Origin of the sequence: Arcicella sp. BE140 (assembly GCF_031456255.1) — a bacterium.
Classification (GTDB): Bacteria; Bacteroidota; Bacteroidia; order Cytophagales; family Spirosomataceae; genus Arcicella; species Arcicella aquatica.
On sequence record NZ_JAVDUE010000003.1, the window covers coordinates 185,412 to 211,401 of the forward strand.

The following is a 25,990-nucleotide window of genomic DNA, read 5'->3' on the forward strand; positions in this document are numbered from 1 at the left end:
CTATTGGTATTTAAGGTGTTGATTAATAGTGGATTAAGGTAGGTAGGTAAGCTGAGAACTAAGTTGCCTATCTTACCTACTGATAATATTATTAAATTAGGTAACATAGGTAACTTGATTTTTAACCTACCTACCTAGTTTAAGTAATTGATAATCAGTATTTTTGGGTGAAATAGGTAAGTAGGTAACTTAAAACTATAAAATCTAAATATTTTTTATTACTAAATACCCATACCGTTGCATGCCTTCCTTTACTTTTTTTTCTCTTTTAAAGTATTTATTTAAAATTTTGCCGATTTGAATATTATTGATTTTACTGATTCCTGAAGAAATCTGTAAATAAGTTGTGATTTCGGTAGCTTGAAGAAATTCAACTCCAACCTGATTAGTTTCTTTCGGAATGCTCAAATATCTTAAGACTAATTCTTCCTCAATTGATATAAGTTGGAATTGGGCATTTCTAAGTTCATTTTCTTGTATTTCTTCTGTAGTTAAATCATGCTTAAAACCAGATAAATATAAATGGTATGCCTGACGCCATACATCATTAATATTGATTTCTTTAGAGTAATTCCAGTCGATGGAATTGATTGTAAAACATAGCCATCTTACTGAGCCAGTTTCATCTGTTAAAAATTGAGCTAGGTTTGTCGAACCAATGAAGGATGCTCTTCGAAAAATATTACTGTTTTTAGCATCATAAGGTAATCTGACATTGATTGATGCTTTACTAAAATAGGACTTTAATGCATTAATTTCGGATTTGTGTAGGGTGCTAAGTTCATCTAAATTAATAAGAATATTAGTTGCTAGAAGGATTAATCCATCTTTATCTGTAGTTATGTCCTCAGCATAGTATTTTAAAAGCTCTGGAGGACATAAAGATCGACAGAAGGTCGTTTTTCCAGTGTTTTGTCCAGACTGTACTAGAATAAAGGCTTGTTTGTTGAAATAATCTTCTTTTAATGCACACCTTATTGTTCTTACTAAATGCTTTTTGAAATGCAGATTAAATTGTTGTTGATTGTCTGCGGAAACGTAACTAGCAAGTTTCTCGATGTAATCTGGTTCATTAGTTCTATATGGGACTAAGTTTTCAAAATACTTTAGAAAAGGGTCAATTTTTTCAACGAAGTCCGATTTCAGAATTTCCCTAAAATCAGATTTAGAAATTTTGATTCCATCTTCTCTAATGAATACATAAAGATTAGAATCATTTAACGGCTCGAAGAGTTTTTTGTCTTTTGCTGAAATTAAAAGCTCAAGTTTAACTTTATCAAACTGCAAATCGTAATGCTTATTAATTAACGCTTTTGTTTGATGGAAGAGAGTCGTATTATCATTCTTATTCGTTTCATGAGGATTTGTAGTTATATTTAATTTTATCTCATGTGAGTTTTGAATAATAACATTACTTAGCTCATCTTCTAAATCAGATAGACACACGTCTCCCTCACGGACTCCTTCGTGTTGTTTCATTTTTTTTATTTAAAATGTGTTGAAATTATTCGTGGTTACTTTGAAGATAGCTTTCTAATTCTGAACGATTAAACAATATACGACGTTCGCCAACTCTTACTCCTTTGATTTTACCTTCTTTACGAAGTTTCACAAAAGTAGGTTTACTGATTTGCAGGAAATCAACAGCTTGATTAAAGTTTAATCGAACCTCTTGTGCTGAAGGCGGGATTTGCGACATGATTTTTAGCCCATCTAATTTAGCTTCTATCATTGAGCCAAATATAGACATAAGCTCTTCCACCGTTAAAAATACAGCAGGTTTCTTTGCATTCTCATCTGAGTATGCTAATTTTGAGTTAAACATAAGATTCTTTTGTTTTACGGGCAATTATCAGTTTAAGGTTTCCAAGCGAATAACTGATGATGCCCTTTTTTTGTGTTTTTTTTATAAACTACATGCAAATATATGTTTTTTGAAATTGAATTTTCATAGAAAACTTCTTCTTTTTTTCTCCATTCCTTCCCACTCAATTTGAAATATTTATACTTTTTTTAGTTTTTTAGGTGCTTATTTTTATAAAAATCTAATTTTTGTATAAAGAATACATAAAAATCAATTAAAAAAAATATAAGGATTAATCACTAATAACATACTCATAGCATATTTATAGATTATTAATACATTATTGATGCATTGAATTTATTTTTATTATTGTTGTTTTAGTTGATTGTCACCTTTTTTTGTTATTCATGTAAAAAGCTAACTTTTTTTTATTTGCTTAAAATTTGAGCCTGCTTTTAGAGGTGTTTTAGGATGTATGTTATAGTTTTTTTGAAATTGTATTATTCTAATATTTTCAAGCTAAAAAATATTTATTTTATTTTATCAAAAATAGATTAATTGTCCCATTTGTCCATCTCTGAACGTTTATCCTTATCAGTTATCTTGATATATTTTTGAAAAGATTTTAAATCCTTATGACCAGTCATAGACCTAATTACGGGTATAGGTAATCCCCTAAGAATACTTTGAGTAATAAAAGTTCTTCGTCCTGTATGGGAAGTTATTAATTCGTACTTAGGTACTGTTGTTTCAAACCTAATCCCTTTCTTGTAGGTAATTACTTGTTCAGGTGTATCAATTCCTATTTCTTTAGCTACTTCTTTAATGTAGTCATTGAACTTTTGTTGAGAATATTTAGGTAGATTATTATTATATTTCTCAAGCACTGCTCGCGAGTATGTATTTAATGGAATAACTAAAGGGTCAGCAGTTTTAATTGTTGTCAGATGGATGGAGCCGTCTTTAATATTTTCAGGTTTTACATTGGAAAAGTCAGATTCCCTTAATCCTGTAGAACATGCAAAAACAAATAAGTCTCTTACTCGTTCTAATTTATCACTTTTAAATTCGTGCATCCATATAATTCTTAATTCTTCCCGTGTGATATAGACAATATGAGTTTCATATTCTTTCAATCGTTCAAAGTCCTCTAAGATTATGGCATTATAAAGTTTTAACTTAGAAGCATATCTTAGAAACCCTTTGAGATAGTCGAATTGCTTATTAACACTACTATTAGCTAACTCCACATCCTCAAGTAACCAGTTTCTGAATTCAGAATAGAACTTGTAATTAATATCTTCAAAAGAGGGTATTTTTTTTCCAAAGAATGCCTTTAATTTATTTAGTGAAGTACGTCGGTGTTTAGCGATTTCAACTGATTGGAAAGTCCCTCTTTCTTTAATATATTCTTCATACCAATCGTATAAGTTTTTAGTTGGTTGATTTAAGGTTTCGTCAGTTTGTTGAGTTTTATTTAATTGTTCCTCAATCATCTGGAATGTGATTGATTGACTTGATAACATCGCTGAATCAATAATGTTGTTAATTATTAATCTACGCATGTTTATTTTAGCAAACTCCTTTTCATAGCCATATCCCCATGATTTTTTAAGCCTCTGACTCTTCTCATCCCAATGCTCTGGCTTTACTTTGATTCCTGTGGTATAAAGTTTAACTTTGCTGTCTATACATACTTGCACATATACTGTTGTGCTTTCATAGTTGTTTTTTCTATCAGAACGTAACTTTAACTTAGTTGTCGCCATACTTGTGCTTTATTTACATTTGCAAATATATTGGAAAGTTTTTGTAAAGCAAGTGGGTAAGTAAAATGACTATTGTTGCATATTTTTTGATACTATTGAAATATAAAAATGCCTTCCAGATTCATTTAAAGGGGTTTTTGTGTAATTTAAGGAGTACTTTGTATTAATATATAGTGTTCCGCCCTTTACCACAAAAAACCCTTTAGACGTAACGTTTGAGGGGTTTTTTATTGAATTTACGTTAACTATCAACTGTACTCACAAATGCTGTGTAACGATTCTTCTAGTGTTATATCTATCAACTATCATAGATGTTAGCTTACAATCATCCTAATTTAAATACCTTATCTCCTGATTCTATATCAAACAATTTCTTAGGAAAATATGCCGGCAACTAGGGCGAAATAATACTCAAATTAGAGAAAATAGAGTCTAATATTAAACGAAAAATATTTTTCATCGAAAAAATAAAGTAAAAAAGAAAAATTGTTATATTTGAAATCTTCAAATAACTAAGTAGTTCAACTATGGCAATAAGTTTAGTAAAAGGACAAAAAATAGATATTGGATTGTCCAAAATTAGTGTAGGTCTTGGCTGGAATCCTAATGAAGGAACAGGAGAGAGCTTTGACTTGGATGCGTCGGCTTTCATGATAGATGCCAATAGAATTATTCCTGCTGATGATTTTTTTGTATTTTATGGGAACGTAGATTCTCCTGATGGAGCTTTGCACCACACTGGCGATGACCCTACTGGAGGAAATAGTGAACATGGAGATGATGAGACTGTGCAAGTAGATATTGCTAAAATTGACCCAAATATTCAAGAAATTCTTTTTGTTGTAACCATACACGAAGCTTCAGCTCGTAAGCAAAACTTTGGGCAAGTCAGAAATTCATATATTAGAATTGTTGATGAAGATACAAAACAAGAGATTGCAAAATATGAATTGGATGAAGATTTCTCAGTAGAAACAGGAATCGAATTTGGAAGACTTTACAAAAGGAATAATAGTTGGAAATTTGAAGCTTCAGGCATTGGATATAAAGAAGATTTGGCTTTCTTCTTGTCTAAATACTTTAAAGGACAAATTATTAAATAATCCTTTGTAAATTTTTAAAAAACTACCCTAATTCTACCCTTTATGAAAACATATAAACATTATTCGTTCGACCTTTGGCTTACACTTATTAAATCAAATCCTACCTTCAAAAAAGAAAGAGCACTTTTCTTTTTTAAACATTTTAATGCTTCAAAAAAAACCTTAATAGAAGTAGAAATCATTTTTCGTCGTATAGATTTAATGGTTAATGCTGTCAATCAGAAAAGTGGTGGAAATATTAGTGCAGAGGAGATGTACTTGATGGTTGTTTATGAGATAAACGAATCTGATTGTATTTTCCATAATCTTGATATAACATGGCTCCTTAATGAAATGGAGTTACTTTTCTTTCAATATATTCCTGTAATTTATGATGAAAACACACTAAATGCATTAAAAACCATTAAGGAGAATAATGAGACCTCAATGAGTATTTTGAGTAATACTGGATTCATCAAAGGCTCAACATTAAGAGTTGTATTAGAAAGATTAGAATTAGCGCATCTTTTCGATTTTCAACTTTATTCTGATGAAGAGGGATTATCAAAACCTAATCCCAAATTTTTCGAATTGATGCTTGATAAAGTCTCGACGCTAAAAGAAAATAGACCAATAAATTCAAGTGAGATTATTCATGTTGGTGATAATTTAGTAGCAGATATTTATGGCGCAAATTTTATAAAAATTAATAGTTTTCAAATAAACTCAAATAAAAATACAATTTCTGACTTATTAAAATAATGCAAAATACTTATTCGCTACATAAAATTAATAGTATCGAAAGCCTAGGGTTTAGTCCTACTCATTATAGCAAATTCAAATATGGAGATGATGCAATAGCCCAAGAATTTGGTACATGTTTGGCAGAAGGTTTTATTAAGGACCATTTAATGAAATATCCAATTCATACTCAGATAGTGGTTATCTCTAGTCCATTTGCTTTTATTCCTACAGCTACATTTGCAATGAAAAACTATTTTGTATTTCGTTTGAACAGATGGCTAGCATCGAATAATTTCCAAGTTGTCCAAGAAACAAAAGTTACTCGTAGTATTACGTATAAGGAAGATTATGGAGAGTTGGATGAAATACAACGTATGAAATTAATTGGTAATGATAAATTTCATATAGATAAAGATTTCCTGAGAGATAAAGTGTTAATTTTCTTGGATGACATTAAAATAACTGGTAGTCATGAAAAGATGATTACAAAAATGCTAAGGGAATATAATTTAGAAAACGAAACCCATCTTTTATACTTTGCCGAATTATCTAACCGAAATATCCATCCTAATGTAGAAAACTTTTTAAACTACTATTGTGTAAAATCTATCTTAGATTTAGATGGCATCATCAAAAATGAAAGATTCGCCATTAATACTAGGATTGTAAAATATATTTTAAGCGGAGAGAGTACTATATTCAAAATATTTATCCAAAATCATCATAATAGTTTTCTTGAATTACTTTATGATATGGCCATTGGCAATAGCTATCATACAATTGAGGCCTATCGAGAGAATTTGACTACATTAGAATCACACATTCAAAAAATAACTCAAACTCAAAATATAATAACTATTTAACATGGCAATTAATTTACAAAAAGGACAGCGAGGGTCTCTGACTGCTCCTAAATTTACAATTGGTTTAGGTTGGGATACTAACAGTTCTTCAACAGGAAAAGATTTTGACTTGGATGCTTCAATTTTTGTAATGGGTGCAAACAAAAAAATCTTATCAGACAACCATTTTGTTTTCTATAATAATTCAAAAACACCTGATGGTGCTGTGGAACATTCTGGTGATAATTTAACAGGAGATGGAGATGGAGATGATGAACAAATTAAAATAGATCTTTCTAAAATAGATATTAATGTTACTGAAATTTGTATAGTAGTAACTATTCACGAGGCAGAAGATAGAAAGCAAAATTTTGGACAAGTGCGCAATTCATACATTAGAGTTTTTGATTCGACTACTAATATCGAAATACTAAAATATGAGTTAGAAGAAGACTTTTCAATTGAAACCGCTATTGAATTTGGTAGAATTTATAAGCGTGGTGATGAGTGGAAGTTTGAGGCAGTCGGTTCTGGAATGAAAGGAGGCTTAGAAGATTATCTAAATAAATATAACTAAAATAAACACTAATACTATGGCAATTAATTTATCAAAAGGACAGAAGATTGATTTAAGAAAAGAATCTGGAACGGAACTTACAAATTTTTGTGTTGGAGCTAACTGGGGAGCAATAGAAACAAAAGGTTTTTTGGGATTATCGACTAACAAACAAAATATCGATTTAGATTTAAGTTGTGTTTTGATTGATGATAAAAACAATTTGTGTGATCATATTTATTCACCGCTTTATAAAATAGATTTTTTACAAAAATTCGGTTTGCCAAAAGGGAAATTAAATACGATTGATAATGCACTGAAACATACTGGAGATGATTTGAATGGTGATTCTGGTGGAGACGATGGCTTAGATAATGAAATTATCACAGTAGATTTAACGAAAATTAATCCTAATGTTTCAAAGATATTTTTCTTCTTAAATAATGCAGGTAAAGAAGATTTTTCAATGATTCCTTATGCTAAAATTCGTATGTTTGAAGGTACGTCTACTAAAGTTTCTTCTGTTTTTGCATCATACAATATCGCAGCAGAACCGCAATTCAGAGGGAAAACATCATTAATATTAGGTAAGCTTTATAAAAAAAATGACAAGTGGAAGTTTGATGCTATTGGTGATCCAACGGACGACTCATTTTTAGGACAAACTATTCACAGAATCATTCAGTCATATTTATAGATTTATAACTATACCTAATCATATGGAAATTAATACTAATGGCTTAACACCTAATGAACTTAGAGATGGTGTAGCACAAGGTGGTAAATTTGTATTTTTTAAATATACCATTTCTATTATTATCATGACTTTCAGACGAACATCTGATATTTATTATATTGAACCTGGGGGATCAACCTTTACCCATTCATGGAGTAGTATATTAATAAACCTGTTGTTGGGTTGGTGGGGTCTTCCATGGGGACCTATCTATACTATTGGTGCTCTCTATAATAATTTTAGTGGTGGCGAGGATGTTACTGGAATAGTGATGTCACAGATTAATGATAACGATGCATCATATGGTACAGGAACAAACTATAATATTCCTGGACAAGGTACCAACACTTCCACTAGTAGCCAACCTACTTACAACATTCCCAATAATGGTGGCAACAATGATGGGAATACCTACAATATTCCACGTAATTAATTGTAAATTGTCGATAATGATGGATAGATTAAAAATCCATTATTATCGACAATTTTTTAAACAATCATCCACAAAGGATTAAGCATATGAGAAGACTACCCGTTTACTTAGTATTAGATACTTCTGGCTCAATGAATGGCGAACCTATTGAAGCCGTTAAAAATGGTGTACAAGTAATGATAAGTTCATTACGGCAAAATCCTCAAGCTATTGAAACAGCTTTTATTAGTGTAATTACTTTTGATACTAGTGCACAGCAAATTATTCCATTGACAGATTTAGCCTCTTTTCAGATGGTTGATATAAAAGCCTCAGGAGTAACTGCTTTAGGAGAAGCCCTTAAATTAGTGAGTAATTGTATTGAGCGAGAAGTTGCTAAAACCACTATGGAACAAAAAGGTGATTGGAAGCCTTTGGTTTTTATTATGACTGATGGTGTTCCAACAGATAACTGGCAACATGGATTAACGGAGTTTAAAAAGCATAAAACTGCTTTTACAATTGCTTGTGCTGCTGGTAGTGGTGCAGATACTTCTATTTTGAAGCAAATCACGAATGATGTAGTTAGCTTAGACACGGCAGATAGCGCTAGTATTTCAAAATTCTTTTTGTGGGTTACAGCCTCTATCGGTGTATCATCAACCAAGGTAGAAGACAGCGGTAAAGAAGTGCAAGGCTTAAAAGAATTGCCTCCGCCACCATCAGAACTGAATATTGTAGTTTAATTGACCCCTAAGATGAGAAGATTACCCGTTTATTTTCTATTAGATACTTCTGGTTCAATGTATGGCGAACCCATCCAAGCATTAAACAATGCCCTGAGCGGTATGATTAATACCCTCAGAATGGATGCTCAGGCACTGGATTCGCTGTGGATATGTATTGTGACTTTTGATAGAGAAGTAAAAGAAATAGTACCCCTTACTGAATTAGCCTCTTTTCAGTTGCCCGAAATCACCTGTCCACAGAGTGGGCCTACCCACACGGGCAAGGCATTGGAGATGCTGTACCAAAAAGTAAAAACGGATATTATCAAGGGCAGTCCCACCCAAAAAGGCGACTGGAAACCCCTATTATTCCTTTTTACAGATGGCAAACCCAACGATTTGCAACTATATAGAGAGATGCTTCCGCAAATAAAGTCCCTTAATTTTGGAGCGATTGTATGCTGTGCCGCAGGCAAACTAGCAGACGATAGCCTCTTGAAAGAATTGACTGATAGCGTAATTCATTTAGACAATGCCGATAGCACTACCTTGAAGCAGTTTTTTAAATGGGTTTCAGATACCATAGAACAAGGAAATAAAAGCCAAGGTACGGGCGAATCTGTCGCTTTACCTCCTCCTCCAAGCGAAATAAATATTGTAATATAATGAACCTAATACTCCATATTTTAATCAATATCCTTATCGTTGGTTTATTCCTTTATTCAAAACTTTTGCCTTATAAAGATAGACTAGGCGGTCAGTTCAAAAGTGCTTTTGATTTTTTTAGTAGCTTATTTACCCCTATTCTCAACGGACTAAAATCTGCCTTTAAACCCTTTGAGGTTGGGCAAGGTTTGTCTGTCGATATGTCACAAATTGTATTATTAATAATTCTACTATTGTTGAACCGATTATTTTAATGTAAAACAATGAGACGACTCCCTATTTACTTCTTGATTGATGTATCCGAATCAATGGTGGGCGACCCAATCCAGCAAGTAGAAGATGGTATCGCTACCATCATCAAAGCCATCAAAACCGACCCTTACGCTATCGAAACCGTTTGGATTTCGATTATCGTCTTTGCGGGACAAGCAAAAACCTTAGTACCCTTACAGGAAGTAGTAAGTTTTTATCCTCCCCGATTCCCGATAGGAGGAGGTACTTCGCTTAGTAACGGACTCGGGCATTTGATGTTTGAATTACGCCGAAACATCGTAAAAACAACTATGGAGCAAAAAGGCGACTGGAAACCCATTGTATTTTTATTGACAGATGGAGTTCCAACAGATGATACCAAAGCCGCCATAACAGAATGGAAACAGCATTGGGGCAAAACTGCCAACATGGTAGCCATTTCTTTTGGCAATGGGACAGACTTATCCTTGTTAAATGAATTGACCGACAACGTCCTGACGTTCAACAATGCGACTCCCGAAGATTACCGAAAATTCTTCAAGTGGATTACAGACTCTATCAAAACGAGTAGCATCAGTGTAGAAAACAATAATAGTGGTTTTGAAATGGCGAAGCTAGACGATAGCTCGCTTACCAAAATTGATTTTAGCAATGCTAAAGCCAAACCCGTAGAACAATATATTGATAATAATTTTGTAGTATTAGCAGGAAAATGCCAAAATACTAAAAAACCATATCTTATCAAGTACAAGAAGTTTTTGAGTAATGCTAATACAATGGGCTTTAATTATCAAAGCCTTTCATACAGACTTGTAGGAGCCTATAAAGTAGATGATACGTACAACGAGTTAACAGACATCAACGGTATCTCTGCAAAAATCAATACAGAAGAACTGGTAGGGATGCCCGCTTGTCCATGCTGTGGCAACCAATATGCGTTTGCGATGTGTGCCTGTGGAGAACTACATTGCGTTGGTACACAAAATATTAACGAAAATGATAAAAATGAAGCTGAAATAAGTGCAACTTGCCCTTCGTGCGGTGTACACGGAAGTTATGGATTTAGTAGTGGCGGATTTGATGTAAACAGAACCCAAGGATAATACCTACCATGAACCAAACAACGAAGCAGTACATAGATACCTTTTTTGGACAAATAAGCATAGTAGTTCCTGCCCACAGAAAACAACTTTTTGAGGAGTTTGTTCAAAATGAAACCAATATTAAAGCGGTAAAAATCATACAGGAAACCCAGAAAACGATGACAGAGCAATGGAGAATAAAGAATATCATACAGGACATCATTGATACCCCTCTTGTTATACCCAATGCTACCGTTGGCAAACCCTATAAAGCCATTTTAGATTTGTGCAAACTTGGCGGTATGGAGGAAGACAACATTGTTTTTACAGAATTTGAAAATTTAGAACACCTAGGTTTAGCTTACGACAACGAGTCTGAAAGCATTAATGGAATGCCTACCCAAAGCGGAGATTTTAAAATCTCCATGAAATTCAGGGTGAGGGACGAAGCCGACGATTCAGTATTGAACGAAAAACGCATTCCATTGATTATCAACGCCGACCCAAAGTCGCTCTGGAAAGATATACCCAGCACCCAACAAGAGGATAACTATTGGAAGGAAGACAAGGCGGAGGCTTTTGAAAAACTTGGCGACAGGTACATTGTTGTGGCATCTAAAAGGGGGCGTTCGCATGCCAATGTAGGTTCTTTTAGGGATGATGATTTTGCTTTTAAGCATTTTCCAGATACAGGCTGGAACCTAGTATGCGTTGCGGATGGTGCAGGCAGTGCCAAGTTTTCAAGAAAAGGCTCAAAACTAGCCTGTGATGGTATCATCGACTATTTCTCTGGAAATTTAACGGCAACATCCTTTGCTGAGTTTGATAATCTACTGCTGGAACATAACGCTGGCACTGGCGAAGATACTCACAAAAAGATTAATCTTTTTCTGTATAACAATTTAGGAAATGCTGCCTTTACTGTTCATAAACAGCTAGAAGCTTTTGCTACAGATACCCAAGCAAACCTCAAGGATTTTCATACTACCCTGATATTTGTTTTATTCAAGAAGTATGACTTCGGCTATGCCATCCTGTCGTTTGGGGTGGGCGACTGCCCAATAGGACTGTTGAACAAAGACTTGACAGAGATTAAATTAATGAATTGGCTAGATGTAGGTGAGTATGGTGGAGGGACAAGGTTTATCACAATGCCCGAAATATTCAGTAGCAATAAATTCAGCACCCGTTTGGGCTTTAAATTAGTAGATGACTTTTCGTATTTAATGCTAATGACCGACGGTATCTACGACCCTAAGTTTGTGGTAGAAGCCAATCTAGAAAAAATCGAAAATTGGCAAGCCTTTTTGGATGATTTAGGCGGAAACAACGAAGAAAAAATTACTGTAGCCTTCAACCCCGAAAACACCAAAATAGCCAATCAACTATCGTCATGGATGGATTTTTGGAGTTCTGGCAATCATGATGACAGAACATTGGCAGTTATATTTTAAGTAATTGAGTGATTTAATGAATGAGCGATTTAGTGATTACAAATTTAAACTGCGGCGACAGACTGCTCATAAATTACCAATTGTTAAAGTAGTACGTTTAAAACAAACGACGTTGTTTTGTGAATTAAAGTGCTCACTAGCAATATATCAAATTCAAAACTCATCGCTTACAACTCACAATTCCTAAATAATGGGTGTAATTACAGTAAAATCCATCATCAACGATTCCACTTATCAATATGTTGATAACGGAAACCCCAAGAGTGGCACGGCAAAAAATGTGTATTTTAGCCCTGACAAAAAATACGTAGTCGCTATTTTTAAAGACAAACAAGACTTTAACCAAAAGGAAAGACTTACGAAGATTGTAACCCAGTATTACAATGCCATAAAAACCAAAGAAGCAGGAGATTATTACCTAGAAGAAATATATCGTTGGCCTACTGATGTGATTGAAATTGAAGGCAAAACGGGTTTAATTGTACCAATATATAATTCAAAATTCTTTTTTAAGAAAGGCTATGCTACCAGTGATTTAATTCAAGGCGAAGAAAAAAATGGAAAGTGGTTTGCTGCTTCTAAGTTCAGAAATAAGCTTTTCCCTTTGCGTTTGGACGAAAGCGAATTGGGTAACTGGTTGGGGTATTTTCAGATTTGTGTCAATTTGGCTAGGGGCGTAAAAAAAATGCACCAAATGGGTTTATCGCATTCGGATTTATCATACAATAATGTCTTAGTTGACCCAGTTACTAAGTCTGCCTGTATGATTGATTTAGACGGTTTAGTAGTGCCGGGGCTATTTGCAGCAGAAGTAATTGGCACAGCCGACTTTATCGCTCCAGAGGTACTAGCTACCAAACATCTGGGCAGAACAGACCCAAACCGCAAGCTCCCCAATCGTTTAACTGACCTTCACGCCTTGGCGTGTTTAATCTATATGTATCTGCTACACAGGCATCCGCTAAAAGGAGGCAAAGTGCATGATTTAGATACAGAAAAGGATGATTTGCTTTCAATGGGCGAAAAAGCCTTGTTTATCGAACATCCCACAGATGCTACTAACAGGCCTAAGATGAACCAAATATCTAAATGGGATACCTATTGGGCAGATGTGAATAAGCTACCTTATACCCTAACGGGACCATACCTAAAAGAGCTATTTAACCAAGCCTTTATCAAAGGGCTACACAATCCCAGCGAACGCCCAAATGCCGATATGTGGGAACAGGCACTATTAAAAACTACAGACTTGATGCAGCCCTGTAGTAATACAGCCTGTGAACAAAAGTGGTACGTTTTTGATAATACCACCACGCCCAAATGTCCTTTTTGTGGTACTCCCCACAAAGGAACACTCCCTGTATTAGATCTATATCACCAATTTAAACCAAGTGTGTGGCATCCAGAAAACCATCGACTGATGGTTTACAACAATCAATATTTATTTCAGTGGCATGTAAATCGTAACATAACCCGAAACGAACGCCTGACACCTGCCCAAAAAGAACCCGTTGGATACTTTACTTTTTATAATAATGCTTGGGTTTTAGTGAACCAAAAACTAACAGGGCTCAAGGATTTAACAGAAGATAAAATGATAGGTATTAACGAAATGGTGACATTGACTAATGGGAAAAAACTATTACTATCAAAAGAAGACGGTGGAAGAGTAGTAGTAATCACGATGGCAAATCAATAATTTAAAACTTAACTCATTTAAAATGAATTCGTTAATTCAAGATATTAGCATCCTTTGGCAAGATGTAATCAACCATCCTGGCAATTCACTTGCCATCATTGGAAATTTAATCATTATCGAAAGTTTACTATCGGTTGATAATGCGGCTGTTTTAGCTACTATGGTAATGGACTTACCCCAAAATCAGCGAGATAAAGCATTAAAATATGGTATTTGGGGCGCATACTTTTTCAGAGGAATAGCCATGATTTTCGCTTCAATTCTCATTAGTATTTGGTGGCTAAAGCCAATTGGAGGGCTTTATCTTTTATACCTAGTTTTTGACTGGTGGAAAGGCAAACAAACTGAAACTACCGAAGATGATTTAATTGATAAAAAAAGCAATTGGCTTTATAAATTAACTGTTGGTTCATTAGGTACTTTTTGGGCTACAGTAGCTTTGGTAGAATTAATGGATATGGCTTTTTCAATCGATAATGTTTTTGCGGCTGTAGCGTTTACACCCAATATTATTTTGGTTTGTATAGGGGTATTTATTGGTATTTTAGCCATGAGATTTATCGCACAATGGTTTGTTAAATTGATGGAAAAGTACAGTTTTTTAGAAACTTCGGCTTTTATTGTCATCGCTATTTTAGGGTTAAAATTATTATTGTCATTATATGAATATCTTTATCCAGATAGTGGTTTTAGTCAGTTTCTAAAAAGCCATATTGCAGATATTGTAATTTCAGGACTGACTGTTGGTATTTTCTTTATTCCTATTATTACCTCTTTACTTTTCAATTTTCCGAAAGCAAATAATAAAGAAGTCTGATACAATCTATTTATTTCATTACAATCTATGTTGTTTGTATGTTCATAAATTTGTTACATCCCAAAATATTAAGATTAAGCCATTGGAAAATATTATCTTTGGGGCTGCAAACAAGCAAATCAAAATTTAATCATGAACTACATAGAAGTAAAACTAAACATCAACCCAGAATTTTCGGATATTTTCATGGCTGAGCTAGGTGAAATTGGCTACGAAACTTTTACCGAAGAAGCAGAGGGTTTGAACGCCTATATTACAGAAGATTTGTTTTCGGAAGAGCAACTGGATGAAATTATGGAGCGATATTTAGCGATGACTCCTATTAGTTATAGCTACTTGACTTTAGAAAAAAAGAACTGGAATGAGGAATGGGAGAAAAACTATGAGCCTATCTTAGCAGCAAACGGTCGTGTGAGAGTACGTGCTAATTTTCATGAGCCTGACCCAACTATTCAATATGAGTTGTTGATTAATCCTAAAATGTCTTTCGGAACAGGACATCATGAAACTACTTCGATGGTGTTGAGTTTACAAATGGAGATTGACCATCAAGGCAAAAAAGTATTAGACGTAGGTTGTGGAACAGGGATATTAGCCATTTTTGCTTCAAAATTGGGGGCTTCGGAAGTAGCAGGTTTTGATATTGAAGAATGGGCTGCCGAGAATTCGCGTGAAAATGTACAATTGAATGATTGTGATAACATCGTAATTCGTCAAGGTACCATCGAAGATGAACCTGCTGACCAATACGATATTATTTTGGCGAATATCAACCGAAATATCCTGATGCGTGATATTCCAAAATATGTAGAATTTATGAAACCCGCTCCTTCAAAATTGATTGTAAGTGGTTTTTATCAACATGATATTGAGGACATAGAAAGAGTAGCAAAAGAAGCTGGACTAATAAAAACACATACTGAAAATAAGAACAATTGGGCTGCTGTCATTTTTGAAAGAAAATAATTGGCTTCGGCTTTTGGATGTCAGACTTTGGTTTTCAGATTAACATAAATATAGCGGCAATCTTCACGATTGCCGTTTTTGTTTTCTCAATACCGATAGCTGACAGCCGAAATCCGAAAGCCATTTACCCCCTCACCAACCCCTCGGCTCTTAAATAATTGTTGGTCAATACCTCTTTGTCTGGATTCAGAACTTTTTGTGTTAATACTTCACAGACAAATAATTCATGGTCGCCAGAATCTATACTTCCCACACACCTACATTGCACATAACCTATGGCTTCCGTAAGGTAGGGGCAACCCCTTTCGTCTATCTCAAAAGGCAAGTTTACAAATTTGTTAGATGTCCTACCACTTTTTCTGCCCAGTTTCGTAATGAGCTTTTTGGCTTGGTCTTTCGCCAAAAGATTTACATTCAGTATCATACTTTCTCGTACCAATTCAATGGTATAGTCCGTTTTGTATAAAGCCACTGTAATAAACTTCCCCTGCATAGCACTTTGCATAACCCAAGTGGCAATGTTAGCATTTATTTTTCCTAATGCCGAAACAGTTGTGATAACATGCACATCGTAATTTTTGTATTTTAATAAAGACTTACCCATGTTCAATTTTATGAAATTTTTAAATTACAAAACAGATTATTAGAAAGAAATAAAACTTTTACTTTAGTGACCCATTGCGCAATTACTAATAATTATTTGGCCTGATTTTACACTTTTCGTGTAACTTTGAAAACTGTTAATCAAAAAAGTTGTTTAAAGAGATGGAGGTAATTAGTAATTCTTCTGATATTGAACTGTTTCGGGTGGAAGCTCCTTTAGAAGGAGATGCTCGAAGAAAAATGAAGAAAATGAAATCATTTCAGATTCCTGATCTATACAAGAGTACTATTATCGGCGGTATCAAGGAGAAACGCCGTGTTCAAGATAAACTCAAAAAAGACTTTACACCCACAGTCTTAGACTATGGCTCCGTAAAGTTCTTGATTTCTAGGCATTTTGGCTTTTGTTATGGTGTAGAAAATGCAGTTGAAATAGCATACAGAACGATAGAAGAAAACCCTGATAAAAGAATTTTTCTATTATCAGAGATGATTCATAATCCTGATGTAAATGCTGATTTATTAAGTAGAGGGGTTAGTTTTATCATGGATACTTCTGGTAAACAATTAATCCCTTGGGTTGAACTGACTTCAGATGATGTCGTAATTGTACCTGCTTTTGGTACGACGATTGAAATACAACAACGCCTTTCTGAAATAGGTATCAATGCTTATCAATACGATACTACTTGTCCTTTTGTAGAAAAAGTTTGGAACCGTGCTACAGCAATTGGTCAGAAAGATTATACGATTGTAGTGCATGGGAAACCTGCGCATGAGGAAACCAGGGCTACATTTTCGCACGCCAAAGAAAATGCTGCCACAGTGGTTGTAAAAGACATGAAGCAAAGCATTGAATTGGCAAAGTACATCACAGGCGAAAAACCAGCAGAACAATTTTATGAAGAATTTAGCGGACAGTTTTCAGAAGGTTTTGATGTTACTAAAGATTTACAAAGAATCGGTGTAGTAAACCAAACTACAATGCTAGCTTCTGATACACAGGGAATTGCCGATTATTTAAAGCAAATAATGGTTCAAAAACATAATATTGAAGGGAACGATGTAACAGCCTATTTCGCAGATACCCGTGATACCCTTTGTTATGCTACCAACGATAACCAGAGTGCTACTTATGGGCTATTAAAAGAAGATGCCGATTTAGTAATAGTAGCGGGGGGGTATAATTCATCAAATACCTCACATTTAGTAGAGCTTTGTGAACAAAAACTACCTACTTATTTTATTTCCTCTGCCGATAAAATATTAACAAAAAATATCATCAGTCATTTTGATTTACATTCAAAAACTGAAAAACATACGAGTGATTTTTTACCCCAAAAAGAACAAGTAACGATTATGCTTACTTGCGGAGCATCATGCCCTGATGCAGTGGTTGAATCTATCTTATTGAAATTGCATTCATTTTTCCCTGATGCACAGCCTGTTCAGGGCTAAATTTTTGTTGAATTGTGATTCTATCACAATTCAACAAAACACATTGCTCAACATTTATGTAGCTTAATCTTCTCCTCTTCCTATCTTTATTACCCTTTTTTTATGGGAAATTTATAAGGTTAGACAGTTTTACAATAAATAGGTATTATTTACGTAAAGCTATCTTTACAAAATACAGTTTGCCCTAAAATAAAATTATATATTGTAACTTAAAGCCTTGATTTTTATTCCAAAAAGAGTAAATGATAAATTGTAGCCGTAAGCTATTGAAAATCTCTTTTTCTAAGTTGAATTTTAACAGGTGATAAAACCACATAACTCAGTCTAATCCGTAGGGTAAAAAATCTTTTATTTGTATTCATAAATTAACCTTAACATAATGCAAAGACGTTCGGCAATCAAAAACTTGGCTCTTACGATTGGGGGAACAATCGTTTTACCAGCTTGGGCAAATGCTTGGAGTAAAGAATCACTTCAAAATAATACCTTTAAGATTAGCTATTCCCAAGAGGCTTTATTGGCAGAAATCGTAGAGACTATTATTCCTAAAACAGATACACCTGGTGCAAAAGAACTTGGTGCAGATAAATTTATCTTGAAAATGGTAGCAGACTGCTATGATAAAAAGTCGCAAGATATTTTTGCAAAAGGGCTTGTTTCTGTAGATGAATTATCAAAAAAGGAATATGCTAAAACCTTTGTGGAGAGCGATTCAAAACAAAAATTAGATATTCTAAAGAAAATGAGTACGTCACAAAACAGTGATGATAAAGGATTTATTCAATTAGTAAAAGGGCTTACGATTGATGGATACTTGGTTTCTGAATATGTGATGACTAATCTAAGAATTTTTGAAATGGTTCCGGGGCGTTATCACGGATGTGTACCAATTAAAAAATAGTATCAAAATTTAGCTTAAAAGTATAAGCAATCTGTTGCCGTATTAATTATTACTACTCTCAAATTTTATTTTAAAAAGATTATGTCCAATTTAAATATAGATGCTATAAAGAACCAAACTTACGATGCCATCGTGATTGGTTCAGGAATAAGTGGTGGCTGGGCTGCTAAAGAACTTACAGGAAAAGGATTACGTACACTAGTACTGGAGCGAGGAAGAGATGTAAAACACGTAATCGACTATCCAACTACTTTGATGCAACCTTGGGAATTTGAACACCACGGGCGTATTAAAAAAGAAGTAAAAGATGCCAATCCAATCGTGAGTAAATGTTATGCCTTTTATGAAGGTACGGAACAATTTTTTGTGAAAGATGCCGAACATCCTTATGTACAAGAAAAACCCTTCGATTGGATTCGTGGCTACCAAACTGGTGGAAAGTCGTTGCTATGGGCTCGTCAAACACAACGTTGGTCTGAATACGATTTCCAAGGGCCTGCCCGCGACGGCTTCGCTGTAGATTGGCCAATACGCTATGCAGACATTGCTCCTTGGTATAGTTATGTAGAAAAATTTGCTGGAATTTCAGGCAATAAAGATAATCTGGCTAGTTTGCCAGATGGTGAATTTTTAGCCCCACATGAATTAAATTGTGTTGAAAAATACTTTAAAGAACAAGTAGCCAAAAACTACAAAGACCGTCATATTATTACAGGACGTTGTGCGCATCTTACATCACCTAAACAAGTGCATTATGACCAAGGACGAGCACAATGCCAGAGCAGAACGATTTGTGAACGTGGGTGTCCTTATGGTGGCTATTTCAGTAGTAATTCATCTACGTTGCCTTGGGCTGCCAAGACAGGTAAACTAACATTACGTCCGAATTCAGTAGTGCATTCAATCATTTATGATGAGAAAAAAGGCAAGGCTACAGGCGTAAGAGTAATTGATGCTACTACCAAGGAAATGATGGAGTTTTATGCGAGAATTATTTTTGTAAATGCGGCCGCTTTAAATTCAAACTTGGTATTGTTGAATTCTACTTCACATCGTTTCCCGAACGGATTAGGAAATGATAGTGGATTATTAGGAAAATATGTAGCCTTCCATAATTATACAGCAACTATCAATGCGGAATACGAAGGATTCTTGGATAGTACAACCGATGGGCGTAAACCGAATTCAGCTTACGTTCCTCGTTTCAGAAACGTTGAAAAACAAGAAACGGATTTCTTGCGTGGTTATGCGGCTGGGTTCTCGGCAGGTCATTATCAGCACGATGATAGAAGTGGCTTAGGGGAAGATTTGAAAAAAGCTTTATTAAATCCAGCATATAACAATGTATGGAGTGTTGGCTCACACATGATGGGCGAAACTATTCCGAAGGAAAGTAATTATGTAGCGTTGGATAAATCGAAAGTAGACCCTTGGGGAATTCCTCAACTGAGAATTTCGGTTGATTATGATGATAACGACCGCAAGATGGTGATAGATTTCTTTGAACAATTCACGGAAATGTACACTAAAGCTGGATTCACTAATATTAGAACGAACGATTCAAACCGTACACCTGGCTTAGATATTCACGAAATGGGTGGTGCAAGAATGGGAAAAGACCCTAAGACATCTATCTTGAATAGATGGAATGCGATTCATAGCTGTAAAAATGTATTCGTAACAGATGGCGCTTCTATGACGTCAACATCTACTCAGAATCCATCGCTTACGTATATGGCAATGACGGCTCGCTCTGTTGATTATGCTGTAAAAGAAATGAGAAAGGGAAGTTTATAGCGTTGAGTAATGAGCTATTAGCTTTGAGATTTAAGAAAGAATAAAACTGAAAAAGGGTAAGTATCCAATTGGATGCTTACCCTTTTTTAATTAATAAAATATATCAATGGTAAATAAAAGCTCAAGGCTGAAAGCTTATAGCTCAAAGCTAATCCCAAGCTATAATGCTATAAAATTAGCTTTTGTTTAGAGGGAATTGAACATTTTAGATATATATATGTTAAAATGTGCTAATGAAACAAAAACTAAATGGCTTACTTTATATCCTTAAATATTGATAGATTTTAATAATAACCATGAAACAAAATCCTTTTAAGTACGCATTACTACTAAGCTTCTTTTTATCGTCGTGTATTACCGCTTTTGGTCAAGACACAAACTTTCACATTTACTTAAGTTTTGGGCAGTCGAATATGGAAGGAAATGCTCCTGTGGAAGCCCAAGATACCATTAATGTTGACCCTCGCTTTCAAGTAATGGAAGCTGTTGACTGCCCTAATTTGGGTAGGAGCAAAGGGCAATGGTATACTGCCATTCCACCTTTGTGCCGTTGTCGTACAGGAATTACCCCCGGAGATTATTTTGGTAGGACTATGATTGAAAACCTCCCTAAAAATATAAAGGTGGGTATTATCAATGTTGCGATTGGTGGTTGTAAAATCGAATTATTTGATAAAGACCATTTTGAAACTTATACGAGTACTGCACCGTCTTGGATGAAAAACATGATAAAAGAATACGACGGAAATCCGTATGGTCGTTTGGTAGAAATGGCTAAGTTGGCACAGAAGGATGGAGTTATTAAAGGTATATTGTTGCATCAGGGAGAATCCAACACAAATGATACGCTTTGGACTAAAAAAGTAAAGATAGTGTATGATAACCTTATAAATGACCTTCATTTAAAAGCAGAGGAGGTACCATTGCTGGCTGGAGAAACAGTTAATGCAGACCAAGGAGGCATTTGTGCTAGTATGAACAAAATCATTGCTACGTTACCACAAACCATTCCAAATGCTCATGTTATTTCTTCTGCAGGCTGTACTGATGCAGCCGATAATTTGCATTTTAATGCGGCAGGTTATCGCGAATTAGGCAAAAGATACGCTACTAAAATGCTTACCTTGATTCAACATTAAATTCCTCCGTAAAAAATACTGTTACCTTATCAAAAGGTCAATTAAACAAGAGATTAATACCCTTCTTTTAAACAAAGGAAATTAACGATTCATAAATTTGTTGTATTGTAGATTTACTCCACGCATTTTGTGTGGAGTAATTTGTTTATGATGCCATTACACCTTAAACTTCTCTCTAGAACTCTTAATTTCTACAATATGCTCATTTGCCCATGTGGCTAAATTATTAATATGTGGAACAAGGCTAAAGCCTAAATGAGTCAATTGGTATTCTACCTTAGGAGGAATCTCAGGAAATACTTGTCTTGATATCAGTCCATCGGCCTCTAAAGTCCTCAGGGTGACAGTCAGCATTTTTTGTGAAATATCTCCAATTGTCTTATTGATTTCATTAAAACGCATTGTTCCGTTTTGTCCTAAAACAATCAAGATAAGTATCGACCACTTGTCGCCAAACCTGTCCAGCACATTCCTTACAGGACAATTGGCTGAAATTGTAAAATTATCTATTATTTTTTCCATCCTAATATGTTGATTCTCAGTAATACTTACTTTGAAGTAAGTGCCTAACTTTTTAGTGCCTTCTTGATTTGTTATTAAAGAGAAACTACTTTTACTCTCCAAAAGTAACTTAATTACTTTTAGTATGCAATAAGGCTTTTAAAAATAAACAATCAAAAAAATGAGCAAGATATTAGTAACAGGCGTAACAGGTGGGTTAGGTAGTGCAGTAGTAAAATTTTTATTAGAAAAAACAGCGGCTTCAAACATTTCAGTATTGGTAAGAGATGCTGGCAAAGTTGAAGACTTGAAAAGCAAAGGCGTAAACATCATCGTTGGAGATTATAACAATTATGATTCATTGGTTGCTGCTTTCTCAGGGATTGATAAATTATATTTTGTGTCAGGAAATGATATTGCTAATCGTATTCCTCAGCATGAAAATGTAGTAAAAGCAGCTACACAAGCAGGCGTAAAGCATGTGGTGTACACTAGTTTCCAACGTAAAAATGAAACAGCTACTTCGCCAATTGCTTTTGTGGCGGAAGGACACCTAAAAACAGAAGAATGGTTAAAAGCATCTGGACTGGCTTATACTATTCTAAAACATGGTTTGTATACCGACTTATTACCAATGTTTGTGGGTGAGCAAGTACTTGAAACAGGCGTAATTTATCAACCTGCTGGTGATGGAAAAACCGCTTTCGCTTGGCGTGAAGATATGGCAGAAGCAGGAGCAAACGTTTTAACCAGTGAAGGACACGAGCATAAAATCTATGACATTACAGGTGCAAAAACTTATTCTTATCAAGACATTGCCAATATTATTTCGGCAATATCAGGCAAGCAAATTGTGTATGTTTCTCCAAGTATAGAAGAATTCACCAAAACGCTTACTGAGGCAGGTGTACCAGCGCAATACATTGGTTTATTTGCAGGCTTTAGTAGAGCAATCAAAGATGGTGAGTTTGATGAAGTAAGTTCTGATTTAGCAGATTTATTAGGCAGAACCCCACTAGATGTTGAAACTTTCTTGCAGGGAGTTTATGGGAAATAATTTGAAGATTTGAAAAGGTGTTAATTTGAAAATTGATGCTTTAATACAAAAACAAAACCAGTTGTTGACGTTTCAACAACTGGTTTTGTTTTTTCAAAGAAAATTAACAACAGACAGCTCATAGCTCACAGCTACAATGCCGCCAAAGCCTGCTCAATATCCGCTTTTAAATCATCGATATGTTCAATACCTACCGAAATTCTTAGTAACGTAGGCTCAACACCTGCTGAAATTTGTTCTGCTTCCGAAAGCTGTGAGTGCGTCGTTGAAGCAGGATGAATAATGAGTGTTTTTGCATCACCTACATTCGCCAAATGACTAATTAATTGTAAGCTATTTACAAACTTTTCAGCTTTAGCTTTATCGCCTTTTAGTTTGAACGAGAATACTCCGCCAAAACCACGCGTAAGGTATTTTTTGCCTAATTCATGATATGGACTATTTTCTAAACCTGGATAATTTACGTGTTCTACTTCTGGATGACTTGATAGCCAATTTGTAAGGGCTAAGGCATTTTCTCCAATTCTTTCTACCCTTAATGTCAATGTTTCTAAACCTTGAATCAGTAAGAAAGAGTTGAACGGACTTTGAGCAGGACCCCAATCGCGCAAGCCTTCTACTCTGGCACGGATAATAAATTGAATATTTCCGAATGGTCCGCCAATACCGAATACATCATTCAATACTAAGCCATGATAACTTGGCGAAGGTTCTGTAAACTGTGGATATTTTCCATTGCCCCAGTTAAAAGTTCCTGCATCTACAATTACACCACCCATCGTTGTACCATGTCCACCAATCCATTTAGTAGCAGACTCAACAATGATGTGCGCACCATGTTTGATAGGCTGACAAATAGCACCACCTGCCCCGAAGGTATTGTCTACAATAATCGGCAAATCGTATTTTTTAGCTAATACAGCAAATGCTTCAAAATCTGGGATACTAAAGCTTGGGTTTCCGATAGTTTCTAAATAGATGGCTTTAGTTTTATCATCAATCAGGGCTTCAAAAGAAGATACATCATCACCGTTGGCAAAACGTGCCTCAACGCCGATGTTTTTAAATGAATTTTTGAACTGATTGTACGAACCACCATATAAAAATGAAGTAGTCACAAAGTTATCACCGACAGTAGTAATATTATTGATAGCAATAAACTGTGCTGCATGACCTGATGCTACCGCTAAAGCTGCCACACCACCCTCAAGAGCCGCCAAACGTTTCTCGAAAACATCACTGGTTGGGTTCATGATACGGGTATAGATATTGCCAAATTCTTTTAAGGCAAATAAATTAGCACCATGTTCAGCATTTTTGAATTGATAAGCTGTTGTTTGATAAATAGGTACTGCACGAGCATTGGTTGTAGGGTCTACTTCTTGCCCAGCGTGCAGTTGGAGTGTTTCAAATTTCATGAGATTGTTTGTTAAATTAGTCTGAGTATATTCTATAAAATCTATAGGCAAAGTTATAATATATAATTTAAGTATAATGAATAGGAGAACATATTTTTCTGAAATATCAAAAGAAATTAATAATAGCGTTTTATGATTAATACTTCTTCAAAATCTTTTCAACGGCATCGAGATAACCACCACCAAAAAGATTGACATGTACCATTAAGGGATATAAATTATAAAGAGGAATTCTATCACCAAAACCATTCTCTATCGGATACACTTCGTGATAGGCTTCATAAAAAGTAGGTTCAAAGCCACCAAACATGGTTGTAAAGGCCAATTCAGCTTCGCGCAAGCCATAATAACAAGCAGGGTCTACTAAGGCAACAAATCCTTTGCTATCGGTCATTACATTACCAGACCACAAGTCGCCATGCAATAAAGCCGGTTTTTCGTTAGGAATAAGGCTAGGGATTTTTTCAAAAAGCGATTGAAATTTATCATACACTTCCTCAGAAATCTTACGGTCGTACAGGGCTAAACCTGCTTGTACTTTCAATCTTTTTTCAATAAAAAACTGCACACCATCTTCCATCCATTCATTACTTTGACGTAAGGCGCCGATATAATTATTGAAATCTAGTCCATGACTATGGTGTGTATGTGTATGAAGTTTCGCTAGTTTTTGTCCGAAATCTTGCCAGTAGTTTTCTTGCTTATAGCCTGCCGTCAAGAATTCAATCATCAAATATTCTTTATCTAAAATCTTCCCGTAATTAATTACTTGAGGAATAGAAAGCACACCCGTATCCCGTAAGACTTGTAAACTTTTTGCCTCAGATTCAAACATACCATCATGGTCGCCCTGATTCCATTTAATAAAGTAATCGCCTTCTGCTACTTTTACTTTTACAGCAAGATTGAAGTTTCCGCCATAAAAAAACTGGAAATCAAGCACCTCTGGGTTATGTCCTAAGTTTTCAAAAAGAATACTTTCTATAAATTGATATTGTTCCTGCGTCTGAAAAGTCATACAAATATTGATTACGGAATGCGAAAGTCAGATTAATTTATCGACTGTCTGCCATGGTTTATTCCAAAATTACTAGAAAACCATTAAATTGCATTGGTTGAACGATTTTATCAAAAACAAATTGTTAAAATCTATTCCAAAGATGTCAGCAAAATTTAAAAAACAAAATGAAATACAAGAAACACGTTTTTATTTGTACTAACCAAAAAGATGCACCCAAAAAAAGCTGCGGCGTAGAAAGAGGAGGAGCATTAGTTGATGCTTTCAAGGCATCACTGAAAGAAAAAGGCCTTTTGAGCGAAATCAGAGCACAAAAAACAGGCTGTTTAGATGTTTGTGCTTTTGGTCCGGGCATGGTGGTATATCCAGAAGGAGTATTTTATGGCAATGTACAATTATCTGATGTTGAAGAAATTGTAGAGAGCCATTTAATAGGCGACAAAGCCGTTGAGCGTTTAGTAATCGGATAATTGATGATACCCATTAGAA

At 34.9% G+C, this 25,990-nt stretch carries 27 protein-coding genes; 20 read left to right on the forward strand and 7 right to left on the reverse strand.

Translation table 11 applies throughout. The annotated features are described in order from the left end of the window. Positions 1-204: 204 nt before the first annotated feature. The 3 genes from J2Y60_RS06680 to J2Y60_RS06690 all read right to left on the reverse strand — a co-directional run bounded on the left by J2Y60_RS06680 (position 205) and on the right by J2Y60_RS06690 (position 3,573). A complete protein-coding gene (locus J2Y60_RS06680) occupies positions 205-1,479 on the reverse strand; it encodes a VapE domain-containing protein (protein WP_309915136.1) in 1,275 nt (424 codons plus the stop codon). Positions 1,480-1,504: 25 nt separating this feature from the next. Beyond that, entirely contained in the window at positions 1,505-1,825 is a 321-nt protein-coding gene (locus tag J2Y60_RS06685) for a helix-turn-helix domain-containing protein (protein WP_309915139.1), read from the reverse strand. 533 nt (positions 1,826-2,358) lie between these two features. Further along, positions 2,359-3,573: a site-specific integrase gene (locus J2Y60_RS06690; protein ID WP_309915142.1), complete on the reverse strand. Its 1,215-nt coding sequence runs from the start codon at positions 3,571-3,573 to the stop codon at positions 2,359-2,361. A gap of 527 nt (positions 3,574-4,100) precedes the next feature. On the opposite strand from J2Y60_RS06690, the gene J2Y60_RS06695 reads away from it, so the two are divergent. The 14 genes from J2Y60_RS06695 to prmA all read left to right on the forward strand — a co-directional run bounded on the left by J2Y60_RS06695 (position 4,101) and on the right by prmA (position 15,609). Then, complete coding sequence (locus J2Y60_RS06695) at positions 4,101-4,676, forward strand: TerD family protein (protein ID WP_309915145.1); 576 nt, start codon at positions 4,101-4,103, stop codon at positions 4,674-4,676. A 42-nt stretch (positions 4,677-4,718) separates the two neighbouring features. Next, a complete protein-coding gene (locus J2Y60_RS06700) occupies positions 4,719-5,417 on the forward strand; it encodes an HAD family hydrolase (protein ID WP_309915148.1) in 699 nt (232 codons plus the stop codon). Next, the gene (locus J2Y60_RS06705) at positions 5,417-6,262 is read left to right on the forward strand and encodes a phosphoribosyltransferase family protein (protein ID WP_309915150.1); all 846 of its coding nucleotides are present in this window, start codon (positions 5,417-5,419) and stop codon (positions 6,260-6,262) included. Before J2Y60_RS06700 ends, J2Y60_RS06705 begins: the two co-directional genes overlap by 1 nt. A gap of 1 nt (position 6,263) precedes the next feature. Further along, the gene (locus tag J2Y60_RS06710; protein WP_309915154.1) at positions 6,264-6,818 is read left to right on the forward strand and encodes a TerD family protein; all 555 of its coding nucleotides are present in this window, start codon (positions 6,264-6,266) and stop codon (positions 6,816-6,818) included. 16 nt (positions 6,819-6,834) lie between these two features. Beyond that, complete coding sequence (locus J2Y60_RS06715; RefSeq protein WP_309915157.1) at positions 6,835-7,494, forward strand: TerD family protein; 660 nt, start codon at positions 6,835-6,837, stop codon at positions 7,492-7,494. A gap of 22 nt (positions 7,495-7,516) precedes the next feature. Beyond that, entirely contained in the window at positions 7,517-7,966 is a 450-nt protein-coding gene (locus J2Y60_RS06720; protein WP_309915160.1) for a hypothetical protein, read from the forward strand. An 86-nt stretch (positions 7,967-8,052) separates the two neighbouring features. Further along, positions 8,053-8,691 (forward strand): VWA domain-containing protein, encoded by a 639-nt coding sequence (locus J2Y60_RS06725; protein ID WP_309915163.1) that lies wholly within the window; start codon positions 8,053-8,055, stop codon positions 8,689-8,691. Positions 8,692-8,703: 12 nt separating this feature from the next. Then, positions 8,704-9,339 (forward strand): VWA domain-containing protein, encoded by a 636-nt coding sequence (locus J2Y60_RS06730; protein ID WP_309915165.1) that lies wholly within the window; start codon positions 8,704-8,706, stop codon positions 9,337-9,339. Then, a complete protein-coding gene (locus J2Y60_RS06735; RefSeq protein WP_309915169.1) occupies positions 9,339-9,593 on the forward strand; it encodes a hypothetical protein in 255 nt (84 codons plus the stop codon). Before J2Y60_RS06730 ends, J2Y60_RS06735 begins: the two co-directional genes overlap by 1 nt. A gap of 9 nt (positions 9,594-9,602) precedes the next feature. Further along, the gene (locus J2Y60_RS06740; protein ID WP_309915172.1) at positions 9,603-10,694 is read left to right on the forward strand and encodes a TerY-C metal binding domain-containing protein; all 1,092 of its coding nucleotides are present in this window, start codon (positions 9,603-9,605) and stop codon (positions 10,692-10,694) included. 8 nt (positions 10,695-10,702) lie between these two features. Then, the gene (locus tag J2Y60_RS06745; protein ID WP_309915176.1) at positions 10,703-12,127 is read left to right on the forward strand and encodes a PP2C family serine/threonine-protein phosphatase; all 1,425 of its coding nucleotides are present in this window, start codon (positions 10,703-10,705) and stop codon (positions 12,125-12,127) included. Positions 12,128-12,317: 190 nt separating this feature from the next. Next, complete coding sequence (locus tag J2Y60_RS06750) at positions 12,318-13,826, forward strand: protein kinase domain-containing protein (RefSeq protein ID WP_309915179.1); 1,509 nt, start codon at positions 12,318-12,320, stop codon at positions 13,824-13,826. A 22-nt stretch (positions 13,827-13,848) separates the two neighbouring features. Continuing rightward, the gene (locus J2Y60_RS06755; protein ID WP_309915181.1) at positions 13,849-14,643 is read left to right on the forward strand and encodes a DUF475 domain-containing protein; all 795 of its coding nucleotides are present in this window, start codon (positions 13,849-13,851) and stop codon (positions 14,641-14,643) included. 132 nt (positions 14,644-14,775) lie between these two features. Beyond that, a complete protein-coding gene (prmA, locus tag J2Y60_RS06760; protein WP_309915184.1) occupies positions 14,776-15,609 on the forward strand; it encodes a 50S ribosomal protein L11 methyltransferase in 834 nt (277 codons plus the stop codon). 124 nt (positions 15,610-15,733) lie between these two features. On the opposite strand, the gene J2Y60_RS06765 is transcribed toward prmA, so the two are convergent. Further along, entirely contained in the window at positions 15,734-16,213 is a 480-nt protein-coding gene (locus J2Y60_RS06765) for a flavin reductase family protein (RefSeq protein ID WP_309915187.1), read from the reverse strand. A gap of 248 nt (positions 16,214-16,461) precedes the next feature. Between J2Y60_RS06765 and J2Y60_RS06770 the strand changes: the two genes are divergently transcribed. The 4 genes from J2Y60_RS06770 to J2Y60_RS06785 all read left to right on the forward strand — a co-directional run bounded on the left by J2Y60_RS06770 (position 16,462) and on the right by J2Y60_RS06785 (position 21,507). Next, entirely contained in the window at positions 16,462-17,670 is a 1,209-nt protein-coding gene (locus J2Y60_RS06770; protein WP_309915945.1) for a 4-hydroxy-3-methylbut-2-enyl diphosphate reductase, read from the forward strand. Positions 17,671-18,049: 379 nt separating this feature from the next. After that, on the forward strand, positions 18,050-18,571 hold the full coding sequence (locus tag J2Y60_RS06775; protein ID WP_309915190.1) for a gluconate 2-dehydrogenase subunit 3 family protein: 522 nt from the start codon (positions 18,050-18,052) through the stop codon (positions 18,569-18,571). An 81-nt stretch (positions 18,572-18,652) separates the two neighbouring features. Next, positions 18,653-20,368, forward strand: coding sequence for a GMC family oxidoreductase (locus tag J2Y60_RS06780; RefSeq protein ID WP_309915193.1), 1,716 nt, complete (start codon positions 18,653-18,655; stop codon positions 20,366-20,368). Positions 20,369-20,664: 296 nt separating this feature from the next. Next, positions 20,665-21,507, forward strand: a complete 843-nt coding sequence (locus J2Y60_RS06785) for a sialate O-acetylesterase (protein WP_309915195.1) — start codon at positions 20,665-20,667, stop codon at positions 21,505-21,507. A 156-nt stretch (positions 21,508-21,663) separates the two neighbouring features. On the opposite strand, the gene J2Y60_RS06790 is transcribed toward J2Y60_RS06785, so the two are convergent. Then, positions 21,664-22,029, reverse strand: a complete 366-nt coding sequence (locus J2Y60_RS06790) for a helix-turn-helix domain-containing protein (protein ID WP_309915197.1) — start codon at positions 22,027-22,029, stop codon at positions 21,664-21,666. Positions 22,030-22,189: 160 nt separating this feature from the next. Between J2Y60_RS06790 and J2Y60_RS06795 the strand changes: the two genes are divergently transcribed. Beyond that, complete coding sequence (locus J2Y60_RS06795; RefSeq protein ID WP_309915199.1) at positions 22,190-23,065, forward strand: SDR family oxidoreductase; 876 nt, start codon at positions 22,190-22,192, stop codon at positions 23,063-23,065. A gap of 131 nt (positions 23,066-23,196) precedes the next feature. Here J2Y60_RS06795 and J2Y60_RS06800 read toward each other — a convergent pair whose 3' ends face one another. Together J2Y60_RS06800 and J2Y60_RS06805 are read right to left on the reverse strand one after the other, a co-directional pair. After that, on the reverse strand, positions 23,197-24,483 hold the full coding sequence (locus J2Y60_RS06800; RefSeq protein ID WP_309915203.1) for an O-acetylhomoserine aminocarboxypropyltransferase/cysteine synthase: 1,287 nt from the start codon (positions 24,481-24,483) through the stop codon (positions 23,197-23,199). A gap of 136 nt (positions 24,484-24,619) precedes the next feature. Beyond that, positions 24,620-25,501: a fructosamine kinase family protein gene (locus tag J2Y60_RS06805; RefSeq protein WP_309915205.1), complete on the reverse strand. Its 882-nt coding sequence runs from the start codon at positions 25,499-25,501 to the stop codon at positions 24,620-24,622. Positions 25,502-25,668: 167 nt separating this feature from the next. On the opposite strand from J2Y60_RS06805, the gene J2Y60_RS06810 reads away from it, so the two are divergent. Next, complete coding sequence (locus J2Y60_RS06810) at positions 25,669-25,971, forward strand: (2Fe-2S) ferredoxin domain-containing protein (protein WP_309915208.1); 303 nt, start codon at positions 25,669-25,671, stop codon at positions 25,969-25,971. The last annotated feature ends 19 nt before the right edge of the window (positions 25,972-25,990 follow it).

Bases quoted from the DNA above. Each gene is read 5' to 3' on its own strand.
- J2Y60_RS06680 (WP_309915136.1), bottom strand. From the start codon at position 1,479: ATGAAACAACACGAAGGAGTCCGTGAGGGAGACGTGTGTCTATCTGAT.
- J2Y60_RS06685 (WP_309915139.1), bottom strand. From the start codon at position 1,825: ATGTTTAACTCAAAATTAGCATACTCAGATGAGAATGCAAAGAAACCT.
- J2Y60_RS06690 (WP_309915142.1), bottom strand. From the start codon at position 3,573: ATGGCGACAACTAAGTTAAAGTTACGTTCTGATAGAAAAAACAACTAT.
- J2Y60_RS06695 (WP_309915145.1), top strand. From the start codon at position 4,101: ATGGCAATAAGTTTAGTAAAAGGACAAAAAATAGATATTGGATTGTCC.
- J2Y60_RS06700 (WP_309915148.1), top strand. From the start codon at position 4,719: ATGAAAACATATAAACATTATTCGTTCGACCTTTGGCTTACACTTATT.
- J2Y60_RS06705 (WP_309915150.1), top strand. From the start codon at position 5,417: ATGCAAAATACTTATTCGCTACATAAAATTAATAGTATCGAAAGCCTA.
- J2Y60_RS06710 (WP_309915154.1), top strand. From the start codon at position 6,264: ATGGCAATTAATTTACAAAAAGGACAGCGAGGGTCTCTGACTGCTCCT.
- J2Y60_RS06715 (WP_309915157.1), top strand. From the start codon at position 6,835: ATGGCAATTAATTTATCAAAAGGACAGAAGATTGATTTAAGAAAAGAA.
- J2Y60_RS06720 (WP_309915160.1), top strand. From the start codon at position 7,517: ATGGAAATTAATACTAATGGCTTAACACCTAATGAACTTAGAGATGGT.
- J2Y60_RS06725 (WP_309915163.1), top strand. From the start codon at position 8,053: ATGAGAAGACTACCCGTTTACTTAGTATTAGATACTTCTGGCTCAATG.
- J2Y60_RS06730 (WP_309915165.1), top strand. From the start codon at position 8,704: ATGAGAAGATTACCCGTTTATTTTCTATTAGATACTTCTGGTTCAATG.
- J2Y60_RS06735 (WP_309915169.1), top strand. From the start codon at position 9,339: ATGAACCTAATACTCCATATTTTAATCAATATCCTTATCGTTGGTTTA.
- J2Y60_RS06740 (WP_309915172.1), top strand. From the start codon at position 9,603: ATGAGACGACTCCCTATTTACTTCTTGATTGATGTATCCGAATCAATG.
- J2Y60_RS06745 (WP_309915176.1), top strand. From the start codon at position 10,703: ATGAACCAAACAACGAAGCAGTACATAGATACCTTTTTTGGACAAATA.
- J2Y60_RS06750 (WP_309915179.1), top strand. From the start codon at position 12,318: ATGGGTGTAATTACAGTAAAATCCATCATCAACGATTCCACTTATCAA.
- J2Y60_RS06755 (WP_309915181.1), top strand. From the start codon at position 13,849: ATGAATTCGTTAATTCAAGATATTAGCATCCTTTGGCAAGATGTAATC.
- prmA (WP_309915184.1), top strand. From the start codon at position 14,776: ATGAACTACATAGAAGTAAAACTAAACATCAACCCAGAATTTTCGGAT.
- J2Y60_RS06765 (WP_309915187.1), bottom strand. From the start codon at position 16,213: ATGGGTAAGTCTTTATTAAAATACAAAAATTACGATGTGCATGTTATC.
- J2Y60_RS06770 (WP_309915945.1), top strand. From the start codon at position 16,462: ATGAAATCATTTCAGATTCCTGATCTATACAAGAGTACTATTATCGGC.
- J2Y60_RS06775 (WP_309915190.1), top strand. From the start codon at position 18,050: ATGCAAAGACGTTCGGCAATCAAAAACTTGGCTCTTACGATTGGGGGA.
- J2Y60_RS06780 (WP_309915193.1), top strand. From the start codon at position 18,653: ATGTCCAATTTAAATATAGATGCTATAAAGAACCAAACTTACGATGCC.
- J2Y60_RS06785 (WP_309915195.1), top strand. From the start codon at position 20,665: ATGAAACAAAATCCTTTTAAGTACGCATTACTACTAAGCTTCTTTTTA.
- J2Y60_RS06790 (WP_309915197.1), bottom strand. From the start codon at position 22,029: ATGGAAAAAATAATAGATAATTTTACAATTTCAGCCAATTGTCCTGTA.
- J2Y60_RS06795 (WP_309915199.1), top strand. From the start codon at position 22,190: ATGAGCAAGATATTAGTAACAGGCGTAACAGGTGGGTTAGGTAGTGCA.
- J2Y60_RS06800 (WP_309915203.1), bottom strand. From the start codon at position 24,483: ATGAAATTTGAAACACTCCAACTGCACGCTGGGCAAGAAGTAGACCCT.
- J2Y60_RS06805 (WP_309915205.1), bottom strand. From the start codon at position 25,501: ATGACTTTTCAGACGCAGGAACAATATCAATTTATAGAAAGTATTCTT.
- J2Y60_RS06810 (WP_309915208.1), top strand. From the start codon at position 25,669: ATGAAATACAAGAAACACGTTTTTATTTGTACTAACCAAAAAGATGCA.